The following is a 24,702-nucleotide window of genomic DNA, read 5'->3' as shown; positions in this document are numbered from 1 at the left end:
CTGATGATCAGTGGAAAGGTAACTTTTTACAGCTATGGCATTTATAAAATGTATCAAAAAGAATAAAATTGTACCTGATTTCCAAAATTTCAGCTATACACATAAACTATACTATAGTTAAGGTTTATGTTTAGGAGGGGCAGGAGTAGTTAGGTGCGGCACTGCCAAACACAACTACTCCACCAGATTCAGGTAATAACTTTACCCTCTCTCCCACTTCACCTCTGGGAATACCACCTCCAGCTGCCTTTTGATCACCCGATAGTTGCCTTTCCAGAAAGTGGCCAGGTCAGAAACCGTGGTGATAGGCTTCAGCTCTGGCGTGAGCAGGTGCAGCTCTACGGTCATTTCGCCTGCATCTACGGTTGGGCTTTGCTCCCAGGCCAGTACATCCTGCAAACGTATCTCCAGCCTGGGCTGCTCCCCGTTTGGTTTATAGTCCAGTTCTATACTAGAGCCATCAGGTAAAGCCAACGCTGCGGGAGCCAGCACGTCCAGCCTCTCCCGCTGTTCTGCATCTAAAAATTTCGCCTCCAGAATCGGCAGCAGTTCCAGGCGCATCAGGTCGTCGGGGTGTTCTATATCTACTAAGTAAGGGCGCAGCCAGTCCCAGTTCGTGAGCAGCAATGTTGGCGTGCTCACGTCGGGCCAGCTTTCCTGTGGCCGCCATTTGCGCAGGCTCAGCACGCGGTTCTGCCACTGCGTTAGCTCCCCGTTAAAGTCCAGGAGGTGTTCGCCTTCCAGTTTAATGGCTTCGGAGATGGCGGGTACGCGGTGCTTCTCATCGGGTGGCGGCAACGGTTTGCTTTGCAGCACAATGCTGCCGATGCGCGTGTCCAGCGAGGCAGTTAGCTCGCCGTCGTTTACGTCCCAATGGTAGGCCTCCTGCTGCTTTACGAGCGGTGCAAGGTCCTTGGGATTGAGCGGCGAGGCCAGGAAAATACGGCCCGGATTATCCTCACCACCGGCGTGCAGGTGCGCAATCGCCAGCCAGGGCTCGTGCGCCAGATCATCCCGGTGACCAGCAGAAGCATACTTGCCGTTTGCCAGCTGGAACTGCGCATTGTTGCCAGGGCGGGCATAAGCAATACGCTCAGGGTAACAGTGCGCCAATAGCACGCCTGTTTCGTACTCGTCGTAGTTGCCGTTCTCAGGCGCTATACTAAAAAGTGTGCGGTACGATTTGGCTACCTTCTCTATCTTACCGAAACGCTTGCCCTTCCCCTGCTCTTGGCGGTAGCGGCGCAGCGCCTGCACCCGCAGGTTTATGTCGATGCCAGCGTTGCGGTCCAGCGGGTCGCGCTCTTCCAGAATAGAAGCAATATCGGTGGCCAGCGCCAGCTGTTCAGTTTCTTCTGCTTTCAGCAGCATGTGGGCGATGCGGGGGTGGCAAGGCAGCGCGTGCATCTTTTTACCGTGCGCCGTAATGCGGCCATGCTCCAGCGCCTGCAACTGGTGCAGCATTTCGGTGGCATATTGCAGGGCAGCACGCGGCGGCGGGTTCAGCCAGGTAAGGCTTCGGATATCCGTAATGCCCCACTGCGCCATGTCCAGCACCAGCGAGGCCAGGTCAGCCTCCAGTATTTCGGGGGTGCGATGCGGGGCCATGCGCTCCTGCGTGGTTTTGCTCCACATGCGGTAAGCGGTGCCCGGGCTCAAACGACCTGCACGGCCTGCTCGTTGGTCGGCGGCGTCTTTGGAGATGCGCACTGTTTCGAGGCGCGACAAACCCGACTTCGGATCGAAGCGGGAGGTTTTGCCGAAGCCCGTATCCACTACAATGGAAATACCTTCTATGGTAAGGCTGGTTTCGGCTATACTTGTTGCCAGCACTACTTTGCGCTTGCCGTTGCGGTCGGGCAGAATGGCGGCCAGTTGCTTATTAAAGGGCAGCATACCGAACAGCGGGTGAATAGCAAAATCGCGGAGCTGCCGCCGCAGGAGTTCCTCCACCTTTCGGATATCGTTCTCGCCTGGCAGGAACACCAGCACATCGCCTGCCTTTTCCTGCACGGCCTGCTGCACCACTTTGACAGTCATTTCGGGCAGCATGCGGTCGTCGGCATCGCCAGTGTAAATCGTCTCCACGGGGTACTGCCGTCCCATACTTTGCGCCACAGGGGCGTTCAGCATTTTCGTAAGCTGGGGCATATCCAAAGTAGCCGACATTACCAGCAGGCGCAGGTCAGAACGCAGCGTGTGCTGTGCCTCCCGACTCAGAGCCATGGCTACATCGGCATGGATGCTACGCTCATGAAACTCATCGAAGATCACGATGCCAATACCTGTCAGGGCACGGTCGCTGTGGATCATGCGCGTCAGGATGCCTTCAGTTACAACCTCGATGCGGGTTTTATCGGAGATGCGGGTCTCGAAGCGGATGCGGTAGCCAACGGTCTGGCCTACCTCCTCGCCCAGCAGCTGTGCCAGGCGCTCGGCAATGGTTTTGGCCGCCAGGCGCCGGGGCTCCAGCATAATGATCTTCTGGTCTTTCAGCCAGGGCTCGTCCAGCAAAGCCAGCGGCAGCAAGGTGCTTTTACCGGCTCCCGGAGGGGCGTTTACGATCAGCGTATTCTGCGCCGCCAGGTGCTCCCTAACGGCAGGTATAATCTCCCGAACGGGTAGGTCTGTGGTAAATGGGTTGAAGGGCAATGTTTGTATTTATTAATTTATATAAGACTTTGTAAAAATAAAGACATTTGTAAATGCATCTATTTGTTTCTCATTCGAAATAGGAATTAAGATATTATGTTATATATTATTATATTTACATTGAAGTATTCTTTTAGAGTTATATGACATTAGATTTAGTAAAGGAACACTTATCTAATAATTTTATAGGTATTCTGGCTGCAAAAAGGTTTTGTTATTTAACGAAACCACCTGTAGATAGCGGTATAGATTATACTGTTAACTATAATATTGCAAGATTAAAAAATGGTAAAACTTCTTATTTTACTGCACCTCACCAAATAGACCTACAATTAAAGGCAACTACTGAAAAAAGTATAAGTGTTGTGGAGGACCATATAATCTACGATCTAAGAGCGAAAAATTACGATGATTTGATTGACCGGAGAGACAATGGTTTCTTTCCACTTATTTTAATATTATTCATACTTCCTGAAGATGAAAATGAATGGGTCAACTGTCTTGAGGACCAATTAGTTTTATGTAGAAGTGCTTATTGGTTTTTGCCTGATTCCACTTATCAAGCAACATCAAATGTAGGAACAAACAGAATTCGTATACCGCTAAGCAATAGACTAGATATTGACTTTTTTGATAAAAAAATAAAAGACTGGATTCCAGAATGGAAGTAAATAATCTTAGTTATAGAATATACATGCTTCTGAAGAAGAACAGGTGGTCATATAAAGGTGAATTTGATAACAAGTTTTTTTATATGAATCCACCTTCAGACACTTCTAATGAACAAAAAATCAAGATTGCATTACCGATAAGTTCTAAGAGTAAAAACTTTTATAGGTATATGAAAGGCATATTAGACTTTCTGTTAGAAACACACCAGAATGATAAAAGGAAAATACTCCATTTGATAACTTTAAATGAAAATTTAAAGCACAGGTTTGATAAAAAATGGATAATTCCCGAGATTAGAAGCCAAATACCAAGCTCAAATAAATTTGATATATATATACCGTTCATTAAGATTTAGAGTTCAGCAGTATTGACATTAGACTCAGATGGCTTCGGCCATCATGAAAGGCGAGTCGCCTTTCTGAGAGGAACCGGTTTTCAAGCCGTTTAGTAAATAAATGTTTGTTTTGCGGAGCAGAAACAAATCATTTATTTACACGCGCTGCGGGGTTTCCTCGCGCGTTGACCTCTCTTTTTTTTTGGCACCGCTGTTCGAACGCAATGTTGATTCGACATTTAGTAATGTTAGCTGCTGAACTCTTTTATGAATTGGGTTAAATATCAAACTAATTTTATCAATAGAGCTAGTGATCGTGGACTTGACGAAGGCACTATAAATTTCTTATTAGCTTATGCTAAAGCTCTATATGATAATGAGCTACCAATAATCTTTGATAAATACCACTTAGCTAACTTAGTAGGATATAAAGTATCGTACTTAGAAAGAGCAACAAAGAATACATCTCGCTTTTATAAAACCTATGAGGTTCCTAAAAAGCAAGGAGGAAAAAGAATAATATCGGAACCACTTCCTAGTTTAAAGCACATTCAGAAATGGATTTTAGTTGAAATACTTAATAAACTGAAACCTAGTAAATATGCAAAGGCGTTTATAAAGCGTAGAAATACAAAATCGAATGCTGTATTCCATAGGAATAAGAATATAGTTCTAACTATAGATATAAAGGATTTCTTCGGATCAATTAAAGCTCCTGCTATAATTGATTTATTTAAGAAGCTTGGATATACAAATCATTTATCTTGTTTATTAGGGGATTTGTGTACTCTTAATGGAAAACTACCACAAGGTGCTTCAACTAGCCCTGCTTTATCAAACCTTATATTTTTTGAAGTTGATAATAAAATTTCAGACTACTGCTCTAGCAATAATATATTTTATTCAAGATATGCAGATGATCTAACTTTCTCTGGCGACTTCAATGTTGGTAAGATGATCACTTTTGTCAGAGAATGTTTTAATGAAGCCAACTTCACTATCAATGAGGAGAAGCTAAGAACAAGAAGACCTCATCAAAGGCAGGAGGTTACCGGTATAGTCGTAAATCAGAAATTACAAGCTCCTAAGGATTATCGCAGACATTTTAGACAAGAAGTTTATTACATTAAGAAGTACGGTCTACAAGGTCATTTAGAATTTATTAAAGAAAAGCGAAATAATTATTTACTTCATCTTATAGGCAAAGGGAATTATATATACTTTCTAAATAAGAATGATATATATGTCAAAGAAAGTTTAATCTTTTTAAAAGAGTTATACTTCAAAATGATGAGGTGAAATCCCACATTAAGAACCCTGCAAATTCCGCTGCTGGCGCGAGCTTGTAGCTCGTGCCTTCTATTTTCCACGCAGCTATACCTTCANAGTTATACTTCAAAATGATGAGGTGAAATCCCACATTAAGAACCCTGCAAATTCCGCTGCTGGCGCGAGCTTGTAGCTCGTGCCTTCTATTTTCCACGCAGCTATACCTTCAGCTAAAATCATAGTACGAGCTACAAGCTCGCACTAGCATTGTAATGTTAGCATTGCATTCTTAGCATCGCAATCCTAGTGTAGCAATTGCACTAGCACAGAAATACGATTAGCAGCTGTTCAAAACCTGTAACGTTCGCATTACAGTATGACTTCGCTGGCGCGAGCTTGTAGCTCGTGCCTTTTACTTTCCACGCAGCTATACCATCAGATAAAGTAACAGTACGAGCTACAAACTCGCACTAGCATAGAAATACCTTCAACGAACGAAAAACAATACTGAACCTAAAGAGCCCTTGCAGCTCGCGCCTTTTAACTTTCCAAGCAGCTATACCTCTAGCGAAAGCAAAGAAATTTCTGTTAGTCATTTTTCCTACTCAACAGCGTTTGCCGAATAATGGAGACACGAGCTGCAAGCTCGCGCCAGCAAGGCCAGCAAGTTTCTTATGCTAGTGCTGGTAAATATAGCTTTGCCAGCCTTATTCTTGAATTTCAGAGATGAAGACAGCTTCTGAACCTGAATGTAGCTTTAGCCAGTATAATCCCACATGAGCCGGAAGTATAAATTTCATAACAAGGAAGGGCTGTACTTTGTAAGCTTTGCGGTGGTGTACTGGATAGATGTGATTACGCGAGAAGAATACTTTGCCATACTTACTGAGAGCCTGGATTACTGCCGCAAAAACAAGGGCATGGAAATCTATGCCTGGTGCATTATACCAAACCACGTGCATCTAATTATCCGGGCCAAGGCCAACAACCCGAGCGTGCTGCTGAAGGAGCTGAAAACCTATACTTCCAAAGCGCTGCAGAAAGCCATTGCCGAAAACCCGCAGGAGAGCCGCAAAGAGTGGATGCTTTGGCTGATGGAGCGGGCTGGCCTGAAGAACAGCAACGTAAAGCACCGCCAGTTCTGGCAACAGCACAACCAGCCCATCGAGCTGTGGAGCGCTGCCGTCATAGACCAGAAAGTCGACTACATTCATAACAACCCCGTTGTGGCTGGTTTTGTGTCGGAGCCGGAGTATTGGAAGTATAGCAGCGCAATTGACTTTAGCGGCGGGAAAGGGGTACTGGAGATTGATGTTGCCTGAACAATGGAGGCACGAGCTGCAAACTCGCGCCAACTTATTAATAGGGTACTTTACTTGCTCCTTATTGTCTTGCATAAAATTACGCCGAAGCACCACCAGATGCTTAGAATTTCGTAACTTTAGAGTATGAACCGAACAGAAACACTCGAAGAGTTTTACAAAACTAAGCTTAACTGGGTGCCCGATACTATCCGGAAAGAAATAGGGCATTTCAACGTGTTTAAACTCGATGATTTTGTCGGTTGTCACTCCAAACCTATTCCGTATAGCCGCAAAGACTATTACAAGATCAGTCTGATTATCGGCAGAAACAAAGTACACTATGCCGATAAAGTAGTGGAGATACAAAAACAGGCGCTGTTGTTTGCCAATCCGCAGATTCCGTACAACTGGGAGCAGGTGGATGCGCAACAGTCAGGTTTCTTCTGTGTCTTTACCCCTGCCTTTTTCCATCATTTCGGCAACTTAAACAGCTATACCATGTTTCAGCCTAACGGTACACCTGTATTTGAGCTGACCGATGAACAGGCAGCCAAAATAAAGGCTGTGTTTGAACGTATGTTCGAGGAAATAGACTCTAGCTATACGCACAAGTACGATGCCCTCAGATTACTGGTATTAGAGATCCTGCACCAGACTGCCAGAATGCAACCGGCACAGCAGGCTGAAAAACAGCATACCGATGCGGCACACCGCATATCGGTTTTGTTCCTGGAGTTGCTGGAAAGGCAGTTCCCGATAGAAGATACCCGGCAGCGGGTTGCCCTGCGTTCTGCCTCCGATTTCGCCGATCAGCTTTCGATACATGTAAACCACCTGAGCCGGGCGGTGAGAAAAACCACGCAAAAAACCACTACCGATCTGATTGGCGAGCGCCTGCTACAGGAAGCTAAAATCCTGCTGAAGCACACCGACTGGAACGTGTCTGAAATAGCCTTTGCACTGGGCTTTACCGAAGTAACGCATTTCAATAACTTCTTTAAGAAAAAGCTGCAGCTAAACCCCACGCAGTTCCGGAATGTTAGCATTTCGTAAGGTATGGTTAGCTTTTCGTTACCTGAGGGGCTACTGCCATACTACCTTTGTTCCATCACAAAAAACAAAAACGATGGACACAAAGAAAGTATGGCTTGTTACAGGCGCTTCAAAAGGTTTGGGGCTTACCTTTGTTAAAAAACTACTCGCAACCGGTTACCGTGTAGCGGCTACATCCCGCAACGTGCAGTCGTTGGTGGCAACCGTAGGGGAAGCCTCGGATGTGTTTCTCCCCCTGGAAATGAGCTTAACAGAAGAAGCAAGTGTAAAAGAAGTTATTGCCAGCTGCGTGCGCCACTTCGGGCAACTAGATGTGGTAGTGAACAATGCCGGTTACGGTTTAATTGGTACGCTGGAAGAACTGAGCGACGAAGAAGTGAAGGCAAACTTTGATGTGAATGTATTTGGGTCGCTGCATGTGATCCGGCACGCTACACCTTACCTGCGCCAACAAAAGTCTGGGTACATCTTTAACATTGCTTCTATCGGCGGCTACACAGGAGGCTTCCCCGGCTTTGGCATTTACTGCGCCACCAAGTTTGCCGTAGCAGGTTTTACCGAAGCGCTGGCAGAAGAAATGAAGGCCTTTGGCGTACACGTATCGGTGGTGTATCCGGGTTATTTCCGCACAGATTTCCTGTCGGGCGGCTCTGTAAAAACTGCTGCCACCCCGATAGCGGCCTACGAAAGTGCCCGTGCCGTAGAACAGGCGCATCTGCAGGAGATAAACGGCAACCAGCCAAACGACCCTGAAAGAGCAGCCGAAATTTTGATAGAGCTAAGTGAGCTGCCGGAGCCACCTGTGCATTTGTTCCTGGGCAAGGATGCGTATCAATTCGCTACACAGAAAAACGAGCTTATCCGGCAAACCATGGCAGACTTTGAAGCTTTAGCTACCTCCACTGGGATTGTTAAAAGCTAAGCTCTCGCTGGCGCAAACTTATGGATGTCTGAGAAATGTAGACACCAGCTGCAAGCGTAGCAGCACGAGCTAAAAGTCCGCACTAGCGGAGGCACCTGATCTCATCCTGTGGCACTTTTTTGATATTGACCCAGATAACCCGTTGTTATTCCCTTTTAAGCCGTACACTATAGTATGATAGAAAACAAATTTCCCATAGGGTCTGATGTGTTCGCAAAAGTGAATCCAGACCTAATATTAACTATCCGCCAATACCTGAAACGTATCTATTACTGTACTGTAAAAGGGCAGCCTTCGCAGAAGGACCTAGTTTACTTTGAGCGGGAGTTAGTACCTGTACCGATAAATTAAAAATAAAGCCTCTGCTAAAACAGAGGCTTTTTTACGAATCTTAAACCGTTACCAGGAGCTTAATCTTCGAAGCCTTCCCGTAATCCTTCTAGGTGGGCATAACATACGGGGCTGCTGTTTTCCTTCCGCTCTGCCTTTTCCTTTACCAGTGCATCGTAGTTGTCTGGGGTAGCTAATATCCTGCACTTCGGGTAAAGTACTACGCCCCGCCGGATGATCTTACTATTCACTTCTATCTCCTGCGCATTTACCCCTTCTGCCCCATATACATGAATCGTGAAGAAATGATAGTTCGTTTTTTTCGCGTATCCTTCTGCCGTTATCCTACCGGTTATAGTCCGCTCCCCTATAAAGTCCGATGCCTTTCCTGCTGTATAAGGCGTGTACACCGACTCCGTCCATGCTACTTTACATCCTACTGTCAGATTCATAATCCTGCTATGTGCTTTACTAGCTTTACGTTTAACGTGTCGCAAACTACTAATTTCCTGGCGCACTTCTTTTGGTACGTCCTACACCGTCCGCTGGCGCGCACTTGTAGCCTTATCCTTTCCTACTTACGCAGCTATACCTCCAGCTTGCGCAACAGTACGAGCTATAAGCTTATATTAGCGAAAATAATACACGCGTAAAGCACTTACGCTGGCGGACTCCCATCCTTTCCAAAACCTGTAAGCTGCTGTTCAAAATGCAGTCTGGTACATGAGCAGGAAGCATAAACTATTCGGACTTAATGGCTACAGCAGCACGATAAACAGCAAATCATCTTAAGGCTCATAAATAACTACCCTGAAAAAGCTAAAGCGGCTCATGGCTATTTACCCATTTGTAGCTACTTACAGGTAAGTAGCTATTTCTGGATTTGTAATTCAGAACTCTGGAGAACCCCGATTTGCAATCCGTTTTAAACACACTCAGGCACTTTCGGGTGTACAATCCGAAACCAATTCCTATCTTGTGCACCTGTTTTCAGTGTTAAAAATATAAGGCATTGCGGTACTTCTTCCATATCGGCTACAACGGAGTGAACTACAGAGGCTGGCAGCGCCACCCCTACGGAATAAGTGTGCAGCAAGTGCTGGAAGAGTGCCTGCAGAGAATCCTGAAAGCCCCTGTTGCTATTGTTGGCTGTGGAAGAACTGATGCGGAGGTACATGCCAGCCAGTTCTTTTTCCATCTGGATGTAGAAAAGCCGTGGGAATTCGATATGCTTTTCAGGATGAACAAAGTGTTGCCTCCCGATATTGCCATATTCGATGTTATTCCGATGGAAGGTTTGCCCCACGCCCGGTTCGATGCCGTGCAAAGAAGTTACGACTATTTTATCCATACGTATAAAGACCCGTTCCTGAGCAACGCCAGCTCGCTATACCTTATCCGGAACCTAAACTTGGACGCTATGAAAGCGGCAACGGCCCTGCTCCCCCTTTACAGCGACTACCGCTGTTTTTGTGTTACGCCAGCGGAGCATAACACCACCATCTGCCATGTAACAGCGGCCAGGTGGCTCTCCGACAGCAAAGGCGACAGACTGCGCTTCCAGATTTCGGCGAACAGGTACCTCAGCAGGATGATCAGGGTTATAGTCGGCAAACTCCTCCAGGTAGGAATGGGCACCTTATCTATTGCAGAATTTGAAAGCTACCTGGCCACAGAAAAAGCCCCCAAAGCGCTGACGCCTGCCTATCCGCAAGGGCTCTATCTCTCTAAGGTTACCTACCCTTTCCTGGACCTTCCAGTGCGCAGTTCTTTTGCTGCTGCCCTGCTGCACCAATCGGATTCCTATTGGCAGGCGCTTTGAGCAAATCGTCTTAAGTAGCCCACGCAACCCGCCACCAAGTATCAATTAGTATTTAAAGGCTTCATTATTTAAAAATCTTGAACTTCCATTTCCTGCTACAGGGTAAAACACTTCTGCCAGGTGCACCAACGAAGATTTTTTGTCTGAGCGTTCAGCGAATGGAGGAAGCCCCCTCTGTTATTGTCTTATCAAGTAGAAATTAAGGCCCAGCCGGCGAGGCGAAAAGCCTGCTAAGAATAACGTGCTTCACAAGTTGCAGAGAAGTTTGCAGGTACATATAACAGATTATGCAATGGAAGCTACATCATACAATATACTTATGCGTTATTACCCGAAGTATAAGATGCCACACTCCCAACACTAAAGCGCATCTGCTTCCACTCCTAAAAAGATGTTTACACAACCAATTGCGTCCATCGTTGTATATATTCATTTCAAGATAACTTCTCTTCTAAACCACTTGCATACTATAGGATCTGCCAAAAACAAATTTGACCTGACTGCTTTCCAACTGATAGGAGACCAGTACGATGGGGTCTTCTTTGTTTATGACCTTGATGACAGGAAATTCATTTATCTGAACGAAGCCTTTGAGCCTGTCTGGAAAAGAAGAGTGGACGAGGTTATGGAGCACCCGGCTTCGTTGCTGGATAGTATCCACCCCGAAGACCGTGACCATGTAGTAAAGAATTATGAGAAGCTGCAAGCAGAACGCCTAAAACTACGCATGCAATTCCGGGTGGTGTGGCCTTATACTACTGATAGATGGATTCGGCTGAAAGTGTACCCCTTAGCGCAGAACGGACAAACGAGCTGGGTGGCTGGTATGGCCGAGGATGATTCTTCCCGCATGAAGAACATTTTTAACATGCAGAAGATAAATGCCCGCAAGGATTCTATGCTGGAGATTCTGTCGCATGACCTGCGGGGGCCTATCGGTATTGTACAAGGCCTTGCCGCCGCTATTGAAGAAGACCTGCCAAAGTCAGACGTTAGTCAGAGCCAGAGACATTTACAAATTATTCAGCAGATCTGTCAGCGTAACATTGATCTGATAAGGGATCTGGTTCATCAGGAGTTTCTGGAATCATCTGAGGTAGAGTTAAGCAGAGAGCGACTAGACCTGGTGTGGGAGATTAACAAAGTAATTGCACAGTACCGGAATGCACAGGAAAGCCTGTCTAAAGTTTTTGAACTTACCTCTTCACAGGAGCAGGTATATTGCAAAATAGACAGCATGAAATTCATGCAGGTGATTAACAACCTCATCTCCAATGCCATCAAGTTCACCCCCGACGGCGGTATAATCCGCATACATGTTGAGAAAAAGAGAAGCGAGGTTCTCATTACTGTGCGTGACAACGGCATAGGAATTCCTGAGAAGCACCATCCCTATTTATTCGATAAGTTTACCGAAGCCCGCCGGCCAGGGCTTAAGGGAGAGGAATCTGTGGGACTGGGTAGGTCCATCATTAAAAACATTGTCGAAATGCACAAAGGCAAAATATGGTTTAAAAGTGAAGTAAACAAAGGCTCTTCCTTTTTTATCCAGCTCCCCATCTAGAAGCAAGAAGTTGACAGTAGTGCTTCGTGTGTTCTTTCAAGGCAGTTTCAAGATTGGGTAAGATAAGGTGGCTTGCGCTTAGAAAAGAGCTATCTTTTAAAAAGCTCAAGTTACTTTTTGCTTTCTGTCTTAAAAGCTTCCCCACTCCTATCCCCTCCTCAGAAGAAAATATTTAAGCCTTCGCGTCTTTCTCCTTCTGGGAGTGCCAAGGGGTAGGTTTCCGGCATAAGGTGTTTTACTGATTCGAAGCAACGCAACTTGCGTTAATAATGTAACTCCGGCTGTGTGGCAGGAAGGCTTTAGGATAATTTTCCTTAATTTGTCTCCCGTAAAATCAAAACCCTGTCTCTCCTTAACCTAAACACATGAAACCACTATTGCCTGTCCTTCTCTTCGGCTTGTTCCTTATGCAGGGTTGCACAGCCCCTCCCGATGACTCCGCAGCAACGGAGAACAAGGACATAACTTTGCAGGAATACCACGATAGCTCCAACAGGGCAGATGAACTGAGCGGAGGTGCGCGCATGATTAAGATATCCACCCCTAAAGGTGATTTTAATCTGTGGACGAAGCGGGTAGGCAATAACCCGACGATGAAAGTACTGCTATTACACGGCGGCCCCGGCGGCACACACGAAGCCTTTGAGTGTTTCGACAGCTACCTGCCGACGGAAGGCATTGAGTACTATTACTACGACCAGCTGGGCTCCCATTACAGCGACCAGCCAAACGATACCAGCCTCTGGAGCATACCCCGTTTTGTAGAGGAGGTTGAACAGGTGCGCAAGGCTTTGGGCCTGAACCAGGACAACTTTTACCTGCTGGGGCACTCCTGGGGCGGCATACTGGCGACGGAATACGCTCTAAAGTATCAGGATAACCTGAAAGGCCTGATCATCTCGAACATGGTGTCGAGCGTACCAGCCTATAATACGTATGCCGATGAAGTGCTAGGTCCGCAAATGGACCCGCAGGTACTGGCTGAGGTAAAGCAGATAGAAGCGAAAAACGACTTTACCAACCCCAGGTATATGGAGCTGCTGCTGCCAAACTTTTATACGCAACATGCCCTGCGTATGCCTATAGAGCAGTGGCCAGACCCTGTAAACAGAATGTTTAACCACATGAACCAAACCGTTTACGTGCAGATGCAGGGGCCCAGTGAGTTCGGTATAAGAGGCAATGCCTCGCTCCTGCACTGGGACAGGTCTGCTGATCTTCCGAAGATAAAAGTACCTACCTTGACTATAGGCGGCCAGCACGACACTATGGACCCCGAGCACATGAAATGGATGTCCACGCAGGTACAACAGGGCCGCTACCTCCATTGCCCCGAAGGCAGCCATATGGCGATGTACGACGACCAGAAGACATACTTCACGGGCTTAACCCAGTTTATAAAAGATGTCGATAGCGGCACAATGCAGAAGTAACCTATATATCTTTGATACGAATGCAGGCATGACAGTTAAATGATATGCCTGCTTTTGTTTTGTTTAGAAGTCAGTTTTTAACTCCTTAGAAATAACAACGTGAACATGAAAGATTCGGGAGTAATGTTCTACATTTTGCAAAACCATTTATATCGTTACCTGCCAGGTTAGCATTCAGTTAAGCAGCAGTTTTATCGATAGTAACATTTTAGAAACCAATGGCACTGCTATTAAATTATATCTGAAGCTTAACACAAGATACGAATCAAGGCTATCCAACAGGTTCAGACTGCAGGCTTTAAAATAACTACTAATCCCTCATCTTAAAATTACATTTAAAAAATTATTTGCTTCACACATCCTGCTGTAACCTGCTTCCAAGCGAATACCCTTTGTAAAAATAATCATATTTTAAAAATAAAATCAGTAACAATTTTTATGCATGTTGCACCACTAGGTTTTGACACAGACTTTGCTACTCTAAATTTAAAAAGTACATCGCCTTATCTTTTTAGTGTTTTTGATTAAAAAAACTAAACATTTACGTAAAAATAAACGTTAGTTTCTATATCCAAGTAAAGTTTCAGAAACCTGGAGGTCGTTTACTCTTGGTTATTTACACCAAGTTACACCTCAACAAGATTATATTAATTCTGTGTGCATCTTCTGTTAAAAGATGAATACATTAATATAAAATTGCACTTTTTGGCTAAAATTCTATTAATTTATCCATATATCAGAATTAATAGCTATTTTAGAGATAACTCATTGCTGTATAACGCTTATCATATCATTAAACCATGAAGAACAAGTTTAAGGCCGTTTCAAGTTTTATTTATTTTAGTATCGGAGTATTTATAGTGGGGTGTTCGGCTGAAAGTAAAGTGGTTAATGAGACAAAATCAGAACAGGTACTGCCTGTTACACAAATTATTTCTAAAGACACTGTCCTACAACATCAATACGTGGCCGATATACAGGCCGTGCAAAATGTAGAGCTTCGGGCACGCGTGCCAGGCTTCCTAGAGAAAGTGTATGTGGATGAAGGACAGGAGGTAAAAAAAGGCCAACTGCTCTTCAAGATAAATGACGAAGAATATAAAGAAGAGTTGGCAAAGGCCAGGGCAAATCTGCAAAGTACTCTGGCAGAAGCGAAAGGAATAAAACTGGAAATAGACCGACTACGGATGCTGGTTGAGAAAAACGTAATCTCTAAAACAGAGATTGACGTAGCCCAGGCAAAACTTGATGCCGCAAACTCCAGAATCGGCGCAGCCCGCTCCTCAGTATCCAACGCCGCTATTAAACTGTCCTACACTAGTGTTAAAGCTCCTTTCGATGGCATTATCGACAGGATACCTCAAAGAACAGGAAGCCTGATAGAACAAGGCACTTTACTTACCACCGCCTCCAATATCAGCGCTATTTTCGTTTATTTTAATGTTTCCGAGAACGAATATCTGCAGTATGTAAAAACAGAAGCAGACAACCCCGAAAAGAACAGTAACAAAGTAAGGCTAACACTTGCCGATGGCAGCCCCTACCCTTACGAAGGAAATATTGAGACTGTAGAAAGTGAGTTTAAATCCGGTACAGGTTCCATCGCTTTCCGGGCACGCTTCCCCAATCCTGATAAAACGCTGAAGCACGGTGCTAGTGGTAATATTATACTCTCTAATGCTGTAGAAGATGCAGTACTGGTGCCTCAGAAAGCTGTGTTCGAGATTCAGGATAAGAACTATGTCTTCCTGGTAGACTCTACTAATCAGGTTAAAATGCAAAGCTTTGTTCCCCGCACCCGCTTTTCGTCCTTTTATATAGTGGAATCCGGGCTGAAGCCCGGAGACAGAATTGTGCTGGAAGGCATACAGAGTGTAGAAGCAGGTACGCGTATTACCCCGAAGCATGTGGGCATGGATAGCCTGATTGCCGCCACTCTATAGTTGAAATTTGAAGATGAATGCTTTTAAGACCTTGCTGTAATGTTTGATATTTTTATACGAAGACCCGTACTCTCTCTTGTTATTTCCCTTTTTATTGTCTTGCTGGGAGTACTTGCCTTTTTTACCTTACCTGTAGCCCTGTTCCCCGATATAGCACCACCTACAGTTTCCGTAAGGGCTAAATACCGTGGTGCCAATGCCAGTGTGGTGGCAAACACCGTTACCACTCCGCTCGAAAAAGCCATTAACGGTGTGCCCGGTATGATGTATATGTCTTCTGTATCAAGCAATAGGGGTACCGCTGGCATTAAAGTTTATTTCGAGGCGGGTGTAGACCCTGATCAGGCAGCAGTAGAAGTACAGAACCGTGTAACAACCGTTGTAAGTAACTTACCCGAAGAAGTAATCAAAGCGGGGGTTACAACAGAGAAAGAGGTGGAAGGCCTGCTGCTCTACATTAACGTAATGAGCGAGGACCCCGAACTCGACGAAAAATTCATCTACAACTTTGCCGACCTGAACATACTACAGGAGCTACGGAGAGTGGATGGCGTTGGCTTTGCTGAGATCATGAGTACCAAGGATTACTCCATGCGCGTGTGGCTGAAGCCTGACCGTATGACAGCCTATAAGGTTTCCACCAATGAAGTTATAAATGCAATCCAGAACCAGAACATAGAAGCCGCCCCGGGTCAGACGGGTATCAGCTCCGGTAAAACACCACAAATGCTACAGTATGTGCTGCGCTACACAGGTAAGTTCTTTGAGCCCGGACAGTATGAGAAATTGGTGATAAGAGCCAACGACGACGGCTCTGTGCTGCGGCTAAGCGATGTGGCTGACATTGAGCTCGGTAACCTGAATTATGGCCGTATCTCTAAAACAGATGGCCGCCCAGCCGCCTCGCTCATGATTATTCAGCGGCCAGGTTCCAATGCCAGAGACGTAATTGAAAGGGTAAAGGAACGGATGAAGGTTATAAAAGCCAACTCCTTCCCTCCCGGCATGGATTATAAAGTGACCTACGACGTGTCCCGATTTCTTGATGCCTCTATCGAAAACGTACTGCACACGCTCATAGAGGCCTTCATCCTGGTGTTCATCGTTGTATTTATTTTTCTGCAGGATTTCCGCTCTACACTTATTCCGGCACTTGCCGTGCCAGTGGCTTTGGTTGGTACGCTGTTCGGCATGGAGATGCTGGGCTTTTCGCTTAACCTGCTCACCTTGTTTGCACTGGTATTAGCCATTGGTATAGTAGTGGATAATGCCATCGTGGTGGTTGAGGCGGTGCATGCGAAAATGGAGGAAGAAGGCATGGACCCACGCGAAGCTACTTTTGCTGCCATGCATGAGATCAGCGGGGCCATTCTTGCTATTACCCTGGTCATGTCTGCCGTGTTTATTCCTGTTGCTTTTATGTCAGGTCCTGTAGGTATATTTTACCGTCAGTTCTCACTTACGCTCGCTATTGCCATTGTTATATCAGGTATAAACGCTTTAACGCTTACGCCTGCTCTCTGCGCTATTATGTTGCGTAACACACATCACGAAAAGAAGAAAAAGAACCTGCTACAACGCTTCTTCGGAGGCTTTAACAAAGGCTATAATGCACTTTCCAATAAGTACAGAGGCAGCATCTCTTTCCTGGCAAGCCGCAGGCTTGTTACTGTTGCCATGCTTCTTGTTTTTATTGGCGCCACTTGGGGAATTGCGGCTATCTTACCTACCGGCTTTATTCCGACGGAAGATCAGAGTGTGGTTTATGTAAATGTTACCGCACCTGCGGGAGCGACAGTAGAGCGTACCGAACGCGTGCTGGACGAAATTAACCAGGTTACCGCAGGCTTAACAGAGGTAGAATCCTTTACTTCACTAGCTGGCTATAGCCTTTCTACAGGTTTGTCGGGCGCCTCTTTTGGTATGGCCATGGTTAACCTGAAAGACTGGAGCGAACGGGAGGAACCTATAGAGGAAACTATCCGGAAACTAGAGGCAAGAACAAGGAACATCACGGATGCCCAGATTGATTTCTTTCTTCCTCCTACGGTGCCGGGCTTTGGTAACTCCAGTGGTTTCCAGATGAAAGTGCTGGACCAGACTGGTAGTGGAAACTTACAGAAGATGGACCAGGTAGTAGACCAATTCGTTCAGGCGTTGAAAGAGACTCCTGAGATTAATACTGCTTTTTCTGAATTTGACCCTAATTACCCGCAGTACATGATTCATGTAGACCAGGATATGGCTGCTAAGAACGGGGTAACTATCAACCAGGCCATGAGTACACTCCAAACTCTTGTGGGGGGCTTGTATGTTTCAGACTTTGTACGTTTCGGGCAGATGTATGATGTAATGGTACAGGCAGACCCGAGGTACCGTGCCAAACCCGAAGATGTACTGAAACTACAGGTAAAAAACGAGGACGGTGAAATGGTACCTTATTCTACCTTCATCAGCATGGAGAGAATGTATGGACCAGAGCAGCTTTCCCGCCATAATATGTATACCTCGGCAAAAGTGAAAGGTGGCCCCGCCCCCGGCTATAGTAGCGGTGACGCTATTGCTGCGATAGAGAGAATTGCTGCTGAAACGTTGCCAAGAGGCTACAGCTACGACTGGTATGGTATGACCAGGCAAGAGGTGTCCTCAGGTAGCCAGGCTATTTATATTTTCATTATTTGCCTGGTGTTTGTGTACCTTCTTTTGGCTGCCCAGTATGAGAGTTTTTTACTTCCATTACCGGTTATCTTATCTTTGCCAACAGGTGTATTCGGTGCCTTTCTTGCTTTACACCTGCTCGGGCTTCAGAATAACATTTATGCCCAGGTAGCCCTGATTATGCTGATTGGTTTATTAGGTAAGAATGCCATTCTGATTGTGGAGTTTGCCGTGCAAAGGCGCCAGGAAGGACTTTCGGTATTACAGGCCGCCATGGAAGGCTCTGTGGCAAGGCTGCGCCCTATCCTGATGACTTCTTTTGCCTTTATTGCTGGACTAATACCGCTTTGCATGGCTACAGGTGCAGGTGCTCTGGGTAACAGGTCTATTGGTACAGCGGCAGCCGGAGGTATGTTAATTGGTACCATATTCGGCTTGTTTCTAATTCCTGGCCTGTATGTGCTCTTTGCAAGTATGATCAGTAAGAAGAAAGAAAAACAGAAGAAAACTGAACCTATAACAGAAGAAGTAGAAGTATCCGTTTCCAATAACTAAGTAATCATAATATGTCCTTCCCTAACCCTTTAAATAAACTTTTATGCTTCTTTTTCTTATTGTCGCTGGTTTCCAGCTGTAAAGTTTTTTCTCCTCCGCAGCCTCAGCCGCTGCCTGCGCGGGCAAAAATGCCTGACTCTTTCAATGAAAGCACCGACACTACCAGCCTGGCAGATCTTTCATGGAACAACTTTTTTAATGATGAACACTTAGTCAGCCTTATTGACATAGCGCTACAGAATAACCCTGATCTAATGGGTGCTTATCAACGGATGGAGGTGGCCCGTGCAAATTACGACATTGCCAGGGGAGCAATGTTGCCCTCTCTTGATGCTCGTTTCAGAGCCAGGTCAGGAAATATTTATAACAATTTGCTAAGCGGAACAATCTACGGCGACCGTAATACAGTTACGCAAACCCAGAATCATTTTCTGGGACTGCAAAGCACCTGGGAAATCGATCTTTGGGGAAAGCTGAAGAACCGGAAGAAAGCGGCCTATGTGCGTTTCCTGGCTACAGAAAAAGGACAACAACTATTAACAACAGAACTGATAGCCGAAGTAGCCCGGCTCTATTACGAGTTACTGGGCCTAGACAATGAACTGGAAGCTATTGACAACAACATTGAGTTGCAGGAAACGGCACTGGAGATTATCAAAATACAAAAGATAGGCGGCAGAGCTACAGAACTGGCTGTACAACAATTTCAGGCCCAGTTACTGCGCACTAAAAGTTTAGGGTTTGAGAAGCGGCAACGGATTACGGAGGTCGAGAATCAGCTTAACCTTTTGCTAGGAAGGTATCCACAACCAATAGCAAGAGGTGAATCTATCCTTTTACAGCACTTACCCGATGTAGTTAATGCAGGTGTTCCATCAGACATGCTGCTTCGCAGGCCAGACATACAGCAGGCAGAACTGGAATTACTCGCAGCCAAAGCTGATGTAGAGGCGGCACGGGCAGCTTTTCTTCCTTCGTTCACCATTACGCCTTATGCCGGATTCCATACCCGTAGTTTACCTTCTATATTTAACACACCGGAGTCTTTGGTGTTGGGCTTTTTAGGGGGCGTAACAGCCCCGATCTTCCAGAACAGGGTTATCCGGTCAGACTACAACAAGACTATTGCTCTAAATAAAGAGGCTTTTTATTCTTACCAAAAAAGTATCCTGACAGGATACCAGGAGGTAGTATCTAATCTACAGAAAGTAGAAAACTACAAAAGTGCTTACGCTCTCAGGGAACAGGAGGCAGAAGTATTAACCAACGCCGTCAGCACTTCTAATGATTTGTTTATGGCAGGATATGCGACTTATCTCGAAGTAATCACAGCGCAGGGAAGCGTGCTGGATGCAGAGTTAAGTAAAGCGAATACACGTAAAGAAATATTCTTAGCTCTGATAGATCTCTACCGTTCCCTGGGTGGCGGCTGGAAATAAAACTGGCGAACCCTATGTTGTACATTTACTGTAGCACTGAGACAATACCTTGTACAAAGCTTCTCTTTTCTGCCAGCCAGCGTTAGCAAAATGGTTTTACCAGTTCCGAAAGGTGCTTCCACAATAGAAGGAATAATCACTCTTTAAGTACATACTTTCTGAAAGGGAGATTTACTGGGAATAGTAAAAGGTATGGGTGCTAAAACATAGTTATCTTTCCGAAGATACACAGCAGCCTCAATCTCCACTATTTCCCTATAATGGGAGGTATAACAAAGCAGCTTAATTAAGCTTAGTATAAAGGTTAAGCGGAAAATTGTTTGGGGTTATGGGTATCTACATTCGTTCTCGATGTTCAGCAGCATAAGTAAAAATTCTTGTCAATCATATCTCTCCATCAGAACCACTATTTGTTGTAAGTTTGTAATACGAATTTAAATAGCCACCACGAACAGATAATTGATGAGACTGATTGGAAACATCCTTGATATAAAGCAAAACAGGGAAAACGGGAACAAGGATATAGAACTGCATATCAGCAGGGTAAATTATATCACTCAAAAAAAAGATGGACGTTTTTTTCAGCCTTTCGAATATGAAGATGAGTTGGAAACGCCGCTGGTTATTACTGGCGACCGCCTGGCACGCATAGATTATAAACACCAGGAAGAGGGAGACTTTGAGTTTAAAGTGTACGACCTGGAGGCGGAGGAGTATGTTCTAAATGAGGATAAGCAACTTTCGCTTACCCTAACTTACGATTTTGATGCAGATCTGCACATCCTGACTTCTCTGTACTATGAAATTAATATTTCGAACGAGGAGTTTGAACAGCTAAAGTGGGAGCGTGCACAGGCACGTAAGCAACAGAAAAAGCGCGGCAGACGCTAAATCTGCCGCGATATAGAGAATATTTAAGAACCTTTTTTGCCAAGAAAAATACCGTAGGCTACCAAGCCGGCAGCAGCGGCAAAAACAAGATACTGCTTCTGTTTAACCGGAAGAGTTTTGTAAAAATCAACCCCTTTTTCCGGGTCATTCATAATATCTTTTACTTGTGAAGGTTCCTCTACAAGGTTTTTCAGAGAATTTGTACTGTTGTTTTCCATTGTGTCATTAATTATTAGTTATTTTAAATAGATACGGTACTTGGCCTGTAATAGATATGCTGTTCCAGCTCTAATATCAATAATCTTCACTACTTCAACTATCGCTTTCCAAGTTCACTTAAAATAGCTCTCAGTGATGTAAGTTCAATCCTATTGATCCAGTTGAGGCTATCGTACAGCTAATTATTAATAGCATCCTTTTTTGTACAATGCGACTACCTAAGCTATAAAAAGTAAAGGCCCTGCTTTAAAGCAGGGCCTTTACTTTTTATAGCTCTATTGATTTTAATAATTGCTTTGTCTCTCCGCGCGTGACTCCAGGGCTTTTAACTCATGTTCTGCTGCTTTTAGCCTGTCTTTGGCCGCTTTTTCACGTTCTTCAGCTTCGTCTGTGTATCGTTCTGCCTCTTCTACTTGTCTCTTTAGTTCCTGTATCTCTCTCTGTTGAGCTGCCACAACCGGGTCATTAGAAACGCTGCTATTACCTGAAAAAACAGAGCAACCAACCATAAAAGGAAACAACGCGACCATAGCTCCACTGGCAATTGATTTATATGTAAAAGACTTCATATGTCAAATATTTTGTTTGTTACTATTATACTTTACGGGTATAGTACAATACAGGTTTTTTACTAGCTATATATACCTAATTGTACCTCCAGGCCATCATTCACATGAATTTATTAACTCTGTTGGCAACAGCATAAAAAAAATGATTACCTAATTTGTATTCTACTATTTTTAAGCAAAGAGCCTCAACACATTTTTCAGTATAAAGTACATTTTAAAATTCAAAAGAACATCTTTAAAGCTAAACCTGTAACTAATGCAACTATGGCAAAAGGTGCCAGTCAGAGTAAAAGCACTAAGGTGATTTAGTGCTTTCTGCCCTTATTTAGTTTCTTCTTTACTTTTATCATTACTTTCCCAACGGCTATATAATTTGGCAAAAGGATATCCGGTTAAGCCATGAACAATGGTTGACCCAAATACTATAAGGCTTCCCACAACCCAAACCTCATGCATTCCGGTTTTAGAAAGAGTCAGCGCCATATAATATATAGCCGCAACACCGATTGGGCCAAACCAGCCAACCATTACCAAATCAGCTTTTTTTGGCAACTTTTTAAGGAAAGGGCCTAAAGCAAAAATTACAGGCAAACGCCTGAACAAGAGTACGGCAACAACAATTATAACTGCATTCCAGCCAAGCGCCCACCAGTCAGACCAAGGCAGCACCAAACCAAAAAGCACAAAAATCGGAATAGTGAAAATGCGCTCCAGCGATTCCTGAATTTCTTCCTGTTCCAAATCTTCATCCTTATCCAATACTAAGTTAGCCGCAAAACCAGCGGCAAAAACACCTAAGATGCCATTCGATTTTATTATTTCCAGCAGCCCCAGCACAGTAAACCCCAGCGACAGCGAAAAAGACAGCAGTACGGATTTTGTCATCCAATTGATATTACGGGCTTTTACAAGTAACTTACCTGCTGTGTAGCCAATAAGTACACCAAATAAAATTCCACCGCCAGTTTCCCAAAGTACAGGCTTCAGCAACCATTCCTGCCAGGCTCCTTCTGGCTTCTGAAGCAACAATAAAGGCAGCAACACCAGCGGAAACGCCATGCCATCATTAGCCGCCGATTCAAAAGAAATAGCATGGCGCACCCGGTCTGGTATAAGTTGGCGGGCTGTTTCACCCGACACAACGGTAGAGGAAACTACCGGGTCTGTAGGCGTAATAACAGCACCTATCAGCAGGCAAATCAGCCAATCAAAGCCAAAAACCAGACGCATGAGCAAGGTAGAAAGAGCACACATTCCCAGCATCCCAAAAAAGAGAAGTATTGATTGCAAACGCCAGTGCTTTTCTGCATAGCTTTTGGGAATCCGGAAAGCAGTAGCCATAAGAGCCATACTGATAGTAAGCTGGCAGGCAGCATCCAATATTTTTTCAAATGGTCCCCACTTATGCATGTCGAGCAGATTTAATACTGCCGGCCCCAGTACAATGCCCATAGCCAAGGCTATAATAGGCTCACTTAAAAAAGATCTTTTTATTTTTTTATAAATAAACCCCATTACCAGCACCAAAAAGCTAGTACAGGCTAAGGCTAAAATAAAGTCTTTCATTTGATAATAAATTAAGCAGTATGCAGAATAGTTTACTATATAGGCCTGGTGCAGGTTCTACAATAACAAGGTTGATTAGTCGCCACTGTCATTTTGGAAAGATTTATGAGATGCAGAAGGTGGCTTACCAGAGAATCAGTACAAACCTAAAGCTAATTACAAAACAACAGGCCTTTTAAGCTAGAAGAGTTCAGTTCAAATAAGCTTCGATAGCTCGTTTGTTCGTTTTCGCTGCACATTTTTTTGTATCAAACAGGAATGTTACTCATCTTGCGCATCCAAAATTTTTAAAATAAACTTCTATAATGAAAGTCAAATACACATACCTTGTTGCAGCGTTATGCCTGTTCTGCCTAAGCTGTACTTCATCAAAAAGCAATTTGGATAAAACGAATATATTACCGGCAACTGCTTTGCAGCCTTATGGAAGGTTCATCTTGAATAATGAGCAGAACCTGGAGCTTATCAGTTCAGCAGTACACTTTGGGTTTAGCTTTGAAGGAAGCGAAGCCAGTATTTATGCCTCTATTCCTGATGCTGAAGGTCATAGTTACCTGCAATATGAGTTAGACGGTGAGTATCAGGAAAGAGTTAAGGTATCTGGAAACTCACAGGAACCAATCGTGATAAAAGCACCTACTGATGGCGAACATACGCTATGGGTATATAAAGCTACCGAAGCACACACTGGCCCCATTGTTATAGAAAAAGTAACCGGTGAAAACATAAAATCTATCCAAAAACCTGCTGCTCCAATTATAGAATTTATTGGAAACAGTATTACCTGTGGTGCTGCCGCCGATCCTTCGGAAGTAGCTTGTGGCACCGGGGAATATCATGATCAGCATAATGCCTACATGGCTTATGGCCCCAGAGTAGCCAGAGCATTAGATGCTAATTTTGTATTAAGTTGCGTAAGCGGCATTGGTGCCTACCGTAACTGGAACAGCAACGGCCCTACTATGCCCCAGGTATATGAAAAAACTGACTTTCAGGAGAACAGTGCACAACAATGGGACTTTGGCACATTTACACCTGAAGTAGTAAGTATCGCATTGGGCACTAACGATTTCAGCAATGGCGATGGTATAAAAGAAAGGTTACCTTTTGACAGTGCGAGCTTTGTAAGCAGTTATATAAACTTTGTAAAGCTTGTAAAATCCAAATACCCGGAAGCCCAGATAGCTTTACTAAGCAGCCCGATGCAGAACGGCGACAGCAGAACCAAACTGAAAAACTGCCTGACTGCCATAAAAGAAGAAGTTGATGCAGCTTACCCGTCTGATAAACCAGTAGCTATACACATTTTCCAGCCGATGCAGGCAAGAGGTTGCACAGGGCATCCTAATGTGGAAGATCATGCTATCCTTGCAGAAGAGCTGGTTCCTTTTTTTAAACAGTTGCTTTAACCAAAAGTCTTTTTCTTCTACTTATAGAAACATACTGTCTTCTGCCTGAATTTTATTTAAACTTTGCCAAAGAGGACAGACCACATAACCGAAGCCAC

The 24,702-nt window shown here is 44.6% G+C and carries 19 protein-coding genes; 14 read left to right on the top strand and 5 right to left on the bottom strand.

Annotation, left to right across the window (positions count from 1 at the left end; genetic code table 11):
- Positions 1-201: 201 nt before the first annotated feature.
- Positions 202-2,652, bottom strand: coding sequence for an ATP-dependent helicase HrpB (gene hrpB, locus LN995_RS11200; RefSeq protein WP_229961151.1), 2,451 nt, complete (start codon positions 2,650-2,652; stop codon positions 202-204).
- A gap of 143 nt (positions 2,653-2,795) precedes the next feature.
- Here hrpB and LN995_RS11195 point away from each other — a divergent pair, with 143 nt between their 5' ends.
- The 6 genes from LN995_RS11195 to LN995_RS11170 all read left to right on the top strand — a co-directional run bounded on the left by LN995_RS11195 (position 2,796) and on the right by LN995_RS11170 (position 8,557).
- Positions 2,796-3,323, top strand: coding sequence for a DUF4365 domain-containing protein (locus LN995_RS11195; RefSeq protein ID WP_229961150.1), 528 nt, complete (start codon positions 2,796-2,798; stop codon positions 3,321-3,323).
- 602 nt (positions 3,324-3,925) lie between these two features.
- A complete protein-coding gene (locus LN995_RS11190; protein ID WP_229961149.1) occupies positions 3,926-4,957 on the top strand; it encodes a reverse transcriptase domain-containing protein in 1,032 nt (343 codons plus the stop codon).
- A gap of 746 nt (positions 4,958-5,703) precedes the next feature.
- Complete coding sequence (locus LN995_RS11185) at positions 5,704-6,249, top strand: REP-associated tyrosine transposase (protein WP_229961148.1); 546 nt, start codon at positions 5,704-5,706, stop codon at positions 6,247-6,249.
- A 126-nt stretch (positions 6,250-6,375) separates the two neighbouring features.
- On the top strand, positions 6,376-7,284 hold the full coding sequence (locus LN995_RS11180) for a helix-turn-helix domain-containing protein (RefSeq protein ID WP_229961147.1): 909 nt from the start codon (positions 6,376-6,378) through the stop codon (positions 7,282-7,284).
- 73 nt (positions 7,285-7,357) lie between these two features.
- Positions 7,358-8,206, top strand: coding sequence for an SDR family NAD(P)-dependent oxidoreductase (locus LN995_RS11175; RefSeq protein ID WP_229961146.1), 849 nt, complete (start codon positions 7,358-7,360; stop codon positions 8,204-8,206).
- Between the two features lie 174 nt (positions 8,207-8,380).
- On the top strand, positions 8,381-8,557 hold the full coding sequence (locus tag LN995_RS11170; RefSeq protein ID WP_229961145.1) for a hypothetical protein: 177 nt from the start codon (positions 8,381-8,383) through the stop codon (positions 8,555-8,557).
- A gap of 59 nt (positions 8,558-8,616) precedes the next feature.
- Here LN995_RS11170 and LN995_RS11165 read toward each other — a convergent pair whose 3' ends face one another.
- The gene (locus LN995_RS11165; RefSeq protein WP_229961144.1) at positions 8,617-8,988 is read right to left on the bottom strand and encodes a hypothetical protein; all 372 of its coding nucleotides are present in this window, start codon (positions 8,986-8,988) and stop codon (positions 8,617-8,619) included.
- Positions 8,989-9,548: 560 nt separating this feature from the next.
- Here LN995_RS11165 and LN995_RS11160 point away from each other — a divergent pair.
- From LN995_RS11160 to LN995_RS11130, 7 genes are all read left to right on the top strand, one after another.
- Complete coding sequence (locus tag LN995_RS11160) at positions 9,549-10,358, top strand: tRNA pseudouridine synthase A (RefSeq protein WP_229961143.1); 810 nt, start codon at positions 9,549-9,551, stop codon at positions 10,356-10,358.
- A gap of 460 nt (positions 10,359-10,818) precedes the next feature.
- Positions 10,819-11,922, top strand: a complete 1,104-nt coding sequence (locus LN995_RS11155; protein WP_229961142.1) for a PAS domain-containing sensor histidine kinase — start codon at positions 10,819-10,821, stop codon at positions 11,920-11,922.
- 365 nt (positions 11,923-12,287) lie between these two features.
- Positions 12,288-13,355 carry a proline iminopeptidase-family hydrolase gene (locus LN995_RS11150; protein WP_377469312.1) on the top strand — a complete coding sequence of 356 codons (1,068 nt, stop codon included), beginning with the start codon at positions 12,288-12,290 and terminating at the stop codon, positions 13,353-13,355.
- A gap of 800 nt (positions 13,356-14,155) precedes the next feature.
- Positions 14,156-15,298, top strand: a complete 1,143-nt coding sequence (locus LN995_RS11145) for an efflux RND transporter periplasmic adaptor subunit (RefSeq protein WP_229961141.1) — start codon at positions 14,156-14,158, stop codon at positions 15,296-15,298.
- Positions 15,299-15,337: 39 nt separating this feature from the next.
- Complete coding sequence (locus LN995_RS11140; RefSeq protein ID WP_229961140.1) at positions 15,338-18,511, top strand: efflux RND transporter permease subunit; 3,174 nt, start codon at positions 15,338-15,340, stop codon at positions 18,509-18,511.
- Positions 18,512-18,522: 11 nt separating this feature from the next.
- The gene (locus tag LN995_RS11135) at positions 18,523-19,950 is read left to right on the top strand and encodes a TolC family protein (RefSeq protein ID WP_229961139.1); all 1,428 of its coding nucleotides are present in this window, start codon (positions 18,523-18,525) and stop codon (positions 19,948-19,950) included.
- Between the two features lie 462 nt (positions 19,951-20,412).
- Entirely contained in the window at positions 20,413-20,841 is a 429-nt protein-coding gene (locus LN995_RS11130) for a hypothetical protein (protein ID WP_229961138.1), read from the top strand.
- Between the two features lie 23 nt (positions 20,842-20,864).
- On the opposite strand, the gene LN995_RS11125 is transcribed toward LN995_RS11130, so the two are convergent.
- The 3 genes from LN995_RS11125 to LN995_RS11115 all read right to left on the bottom strand — a co-directional run bounded on the left by LN995_RS11125 (position 20,865) and on the right by LN995_RS11115 (position 23,195).
- The gene (locus tag LN995_RS11125; protein WP_229961137.1) at positions 20,865-21,059 is read right to left on the bottom strand and encodes a hypothetical protein; all 195 of its coding nucleotides are present in this window, start codon (positions 21,057-21,059) and stop codon (positions 20,865-20,867) included.
- A gap of 285 nt (positions 21,060-21,344) precedes the next feature.
- Positions 21,345-21,629, bottom strand: a complete 285-nt coding sequence (locus LN995_RS11120; RefSeq protein WP_229961136.1) for a hypothetical protein — start codon at positions 21,627-21,629, stop codon at positions 21,345-21,347.
- Positions 21,630-21,950: 321 nt separating this feature from the next.
- Positions 21,951-23,195 (bottom strand): cation:proton antiporter, encoded by a 1,245-nt coding sequence (locus LN995_RS11115; RefSeq protein ID WP_229961135.1) that lies wholly within the window; start codon positions 23,193-23,195, stop codon positions 21,951-21,953.
- Between the two features lie 380 nt (positions 23,196-23,575).
- Here LN995_RS11115 and LN995_RS11110 point away from each other — a divergent pair, with 380 nt between their 5' ends.
- The gene (locus LN995_RS11110) at positions 23,576-24,604 is read left to right on the top strand and encodes an SGNH/GDSL hydrolase family protein (RefSeq protein WP_229961134.1); all 1,029 of its coding nucleotides are present in this window, start codon (positions 23,576-23,578) and stop codon (positions 24,602-24,604) included.
- Positions 24,605-24,702: the final 98 nt, after the last annotated feature.

It is taken from the genome of Pontibacter silvestris (genome assembly GCF_020907275.1).
GTDB lineage: Bacteria > Bacteroidota > Bacteroidia > Cytophagales > Hymenobacteraceae > Pontibacter > Pontibacter silvestris.
Note: the sequence above shows the minus strand (reverse complement) of the source record. Positions and strands in the feature narration are given on the sequence as shown.

What these genes read in the sequence shown, in the direction of transcription:
- LN995_RS11195 (WP_229961150.1), top strand. Translation starts at nt 2,796, where the DNA reads ATGACATTAGATTTAGTAAAGGAACACTTATCTAATAATTTTATAGGT.
- LN995_RS11190 (WP_229961149.1), top strand. Translation starts at nt 3,926, where the DNA reads ATGAATTGGGTTAAATATCAAACTAATTTTATCAATAGAGCTAGTGAT.
- LN995_RS11185 (WP_229961148.1), top strand. Translation starts at nt 5,704, where the DNA reads ATGAGCCGGAAGTATAAATTTCATAACAAGGAAGGGCTGTACTTTGTA.
- LN995_RS11180 (WP_229961147.1), top strand. Translation starts at nt 6,376, where the DNA reads ATGAACCGAACAGAAACACTCGAAGAGTTTTACAAAACTAAGCTTAAC.
- LN995_RS11175 (WP_229961146.1), top strand. Translation starts at nt 7,358, where the DNA reads ATGGACACAAAGAAAGTATGGCTTGTTACAGGCGCTTCAAAAGGTTTG.
- LN995_RS11170 (WP_229961145.1), top strand. Translation starts at nt 8,381, where the DNA reads ATGATAGAAAACAAATTTCCCATAGGGTCTGATGTGTTCGCAAAAGTG.
- LN995_RS11165 (WP_229961144.1), bottom strand. Translation starts at nt 8,988, where the DNA reads ATGAATCTGACAGTAGGATGTAAAGTAGCATGGACGGAGTCGGTGTAC.
- LN995_RS11150 (WP_377469312.1), top strand. Translation starts at nt 12,288, where the DNA reads ATGAAACCACTATTGCCTGTCCTTCTCTTCGGCTTGTTCCTTATGCAG.
- LN995_RS11145 (WP_229961141.1), top strand. Translation starts at nt 14,156, where the DNA reads ATGAAGAACAAGTTTAAGGCCGTTTCAAGTTTTATTTATTTTAGTATC.
- LN995_RS11140 (WP_229961140.1), top strand. Translation starts at nt 15,338, where the DNA reads ATGTTTGATATTTTTATACGAAGACCCGTACTCTCTCTTGTTATTTCC.
- LN995_RS11135 (WP_229961139.1), top strand. Translation starts at nt 18,523, where the DNA reads ATGTCCTTCCCTAACCCTTTAAATAAACTTTTATGCTTCTTTTTCTTA.
- LN995_RS11130 (WP_229961138.1), top strand. Translation starts at nt 20,413, where the DNA reads ATGAGACTGATTGGAAACATCCTTGATATAAAGCAAAACAGGGAAAAC.
- LN995_RS11125 (WP_229961137.1), bottom strand. Translation starts at nt 21,059, where the DNA reads ATGGAAAACAACAGTACAAATTCTCTGAAAAACCTTGTAGAGGAACCT.
- LN995_RS11120 (WP_229961136.1), bottom strand. Translation starts at nt 21,629, where the DNA reads ATGAAGTCTTTTACATATAAATCAATTGCCAGTGGAGCTATGGTCGCG.
- LN995_RS11115 (WP_229961135.1), bottom strand. Translation starts at nt 23,195, where the DNA reads ATGAAAGACTTTATTTTAGCCTTAGCCTGTACTAGCTTTTTGGTGCTG.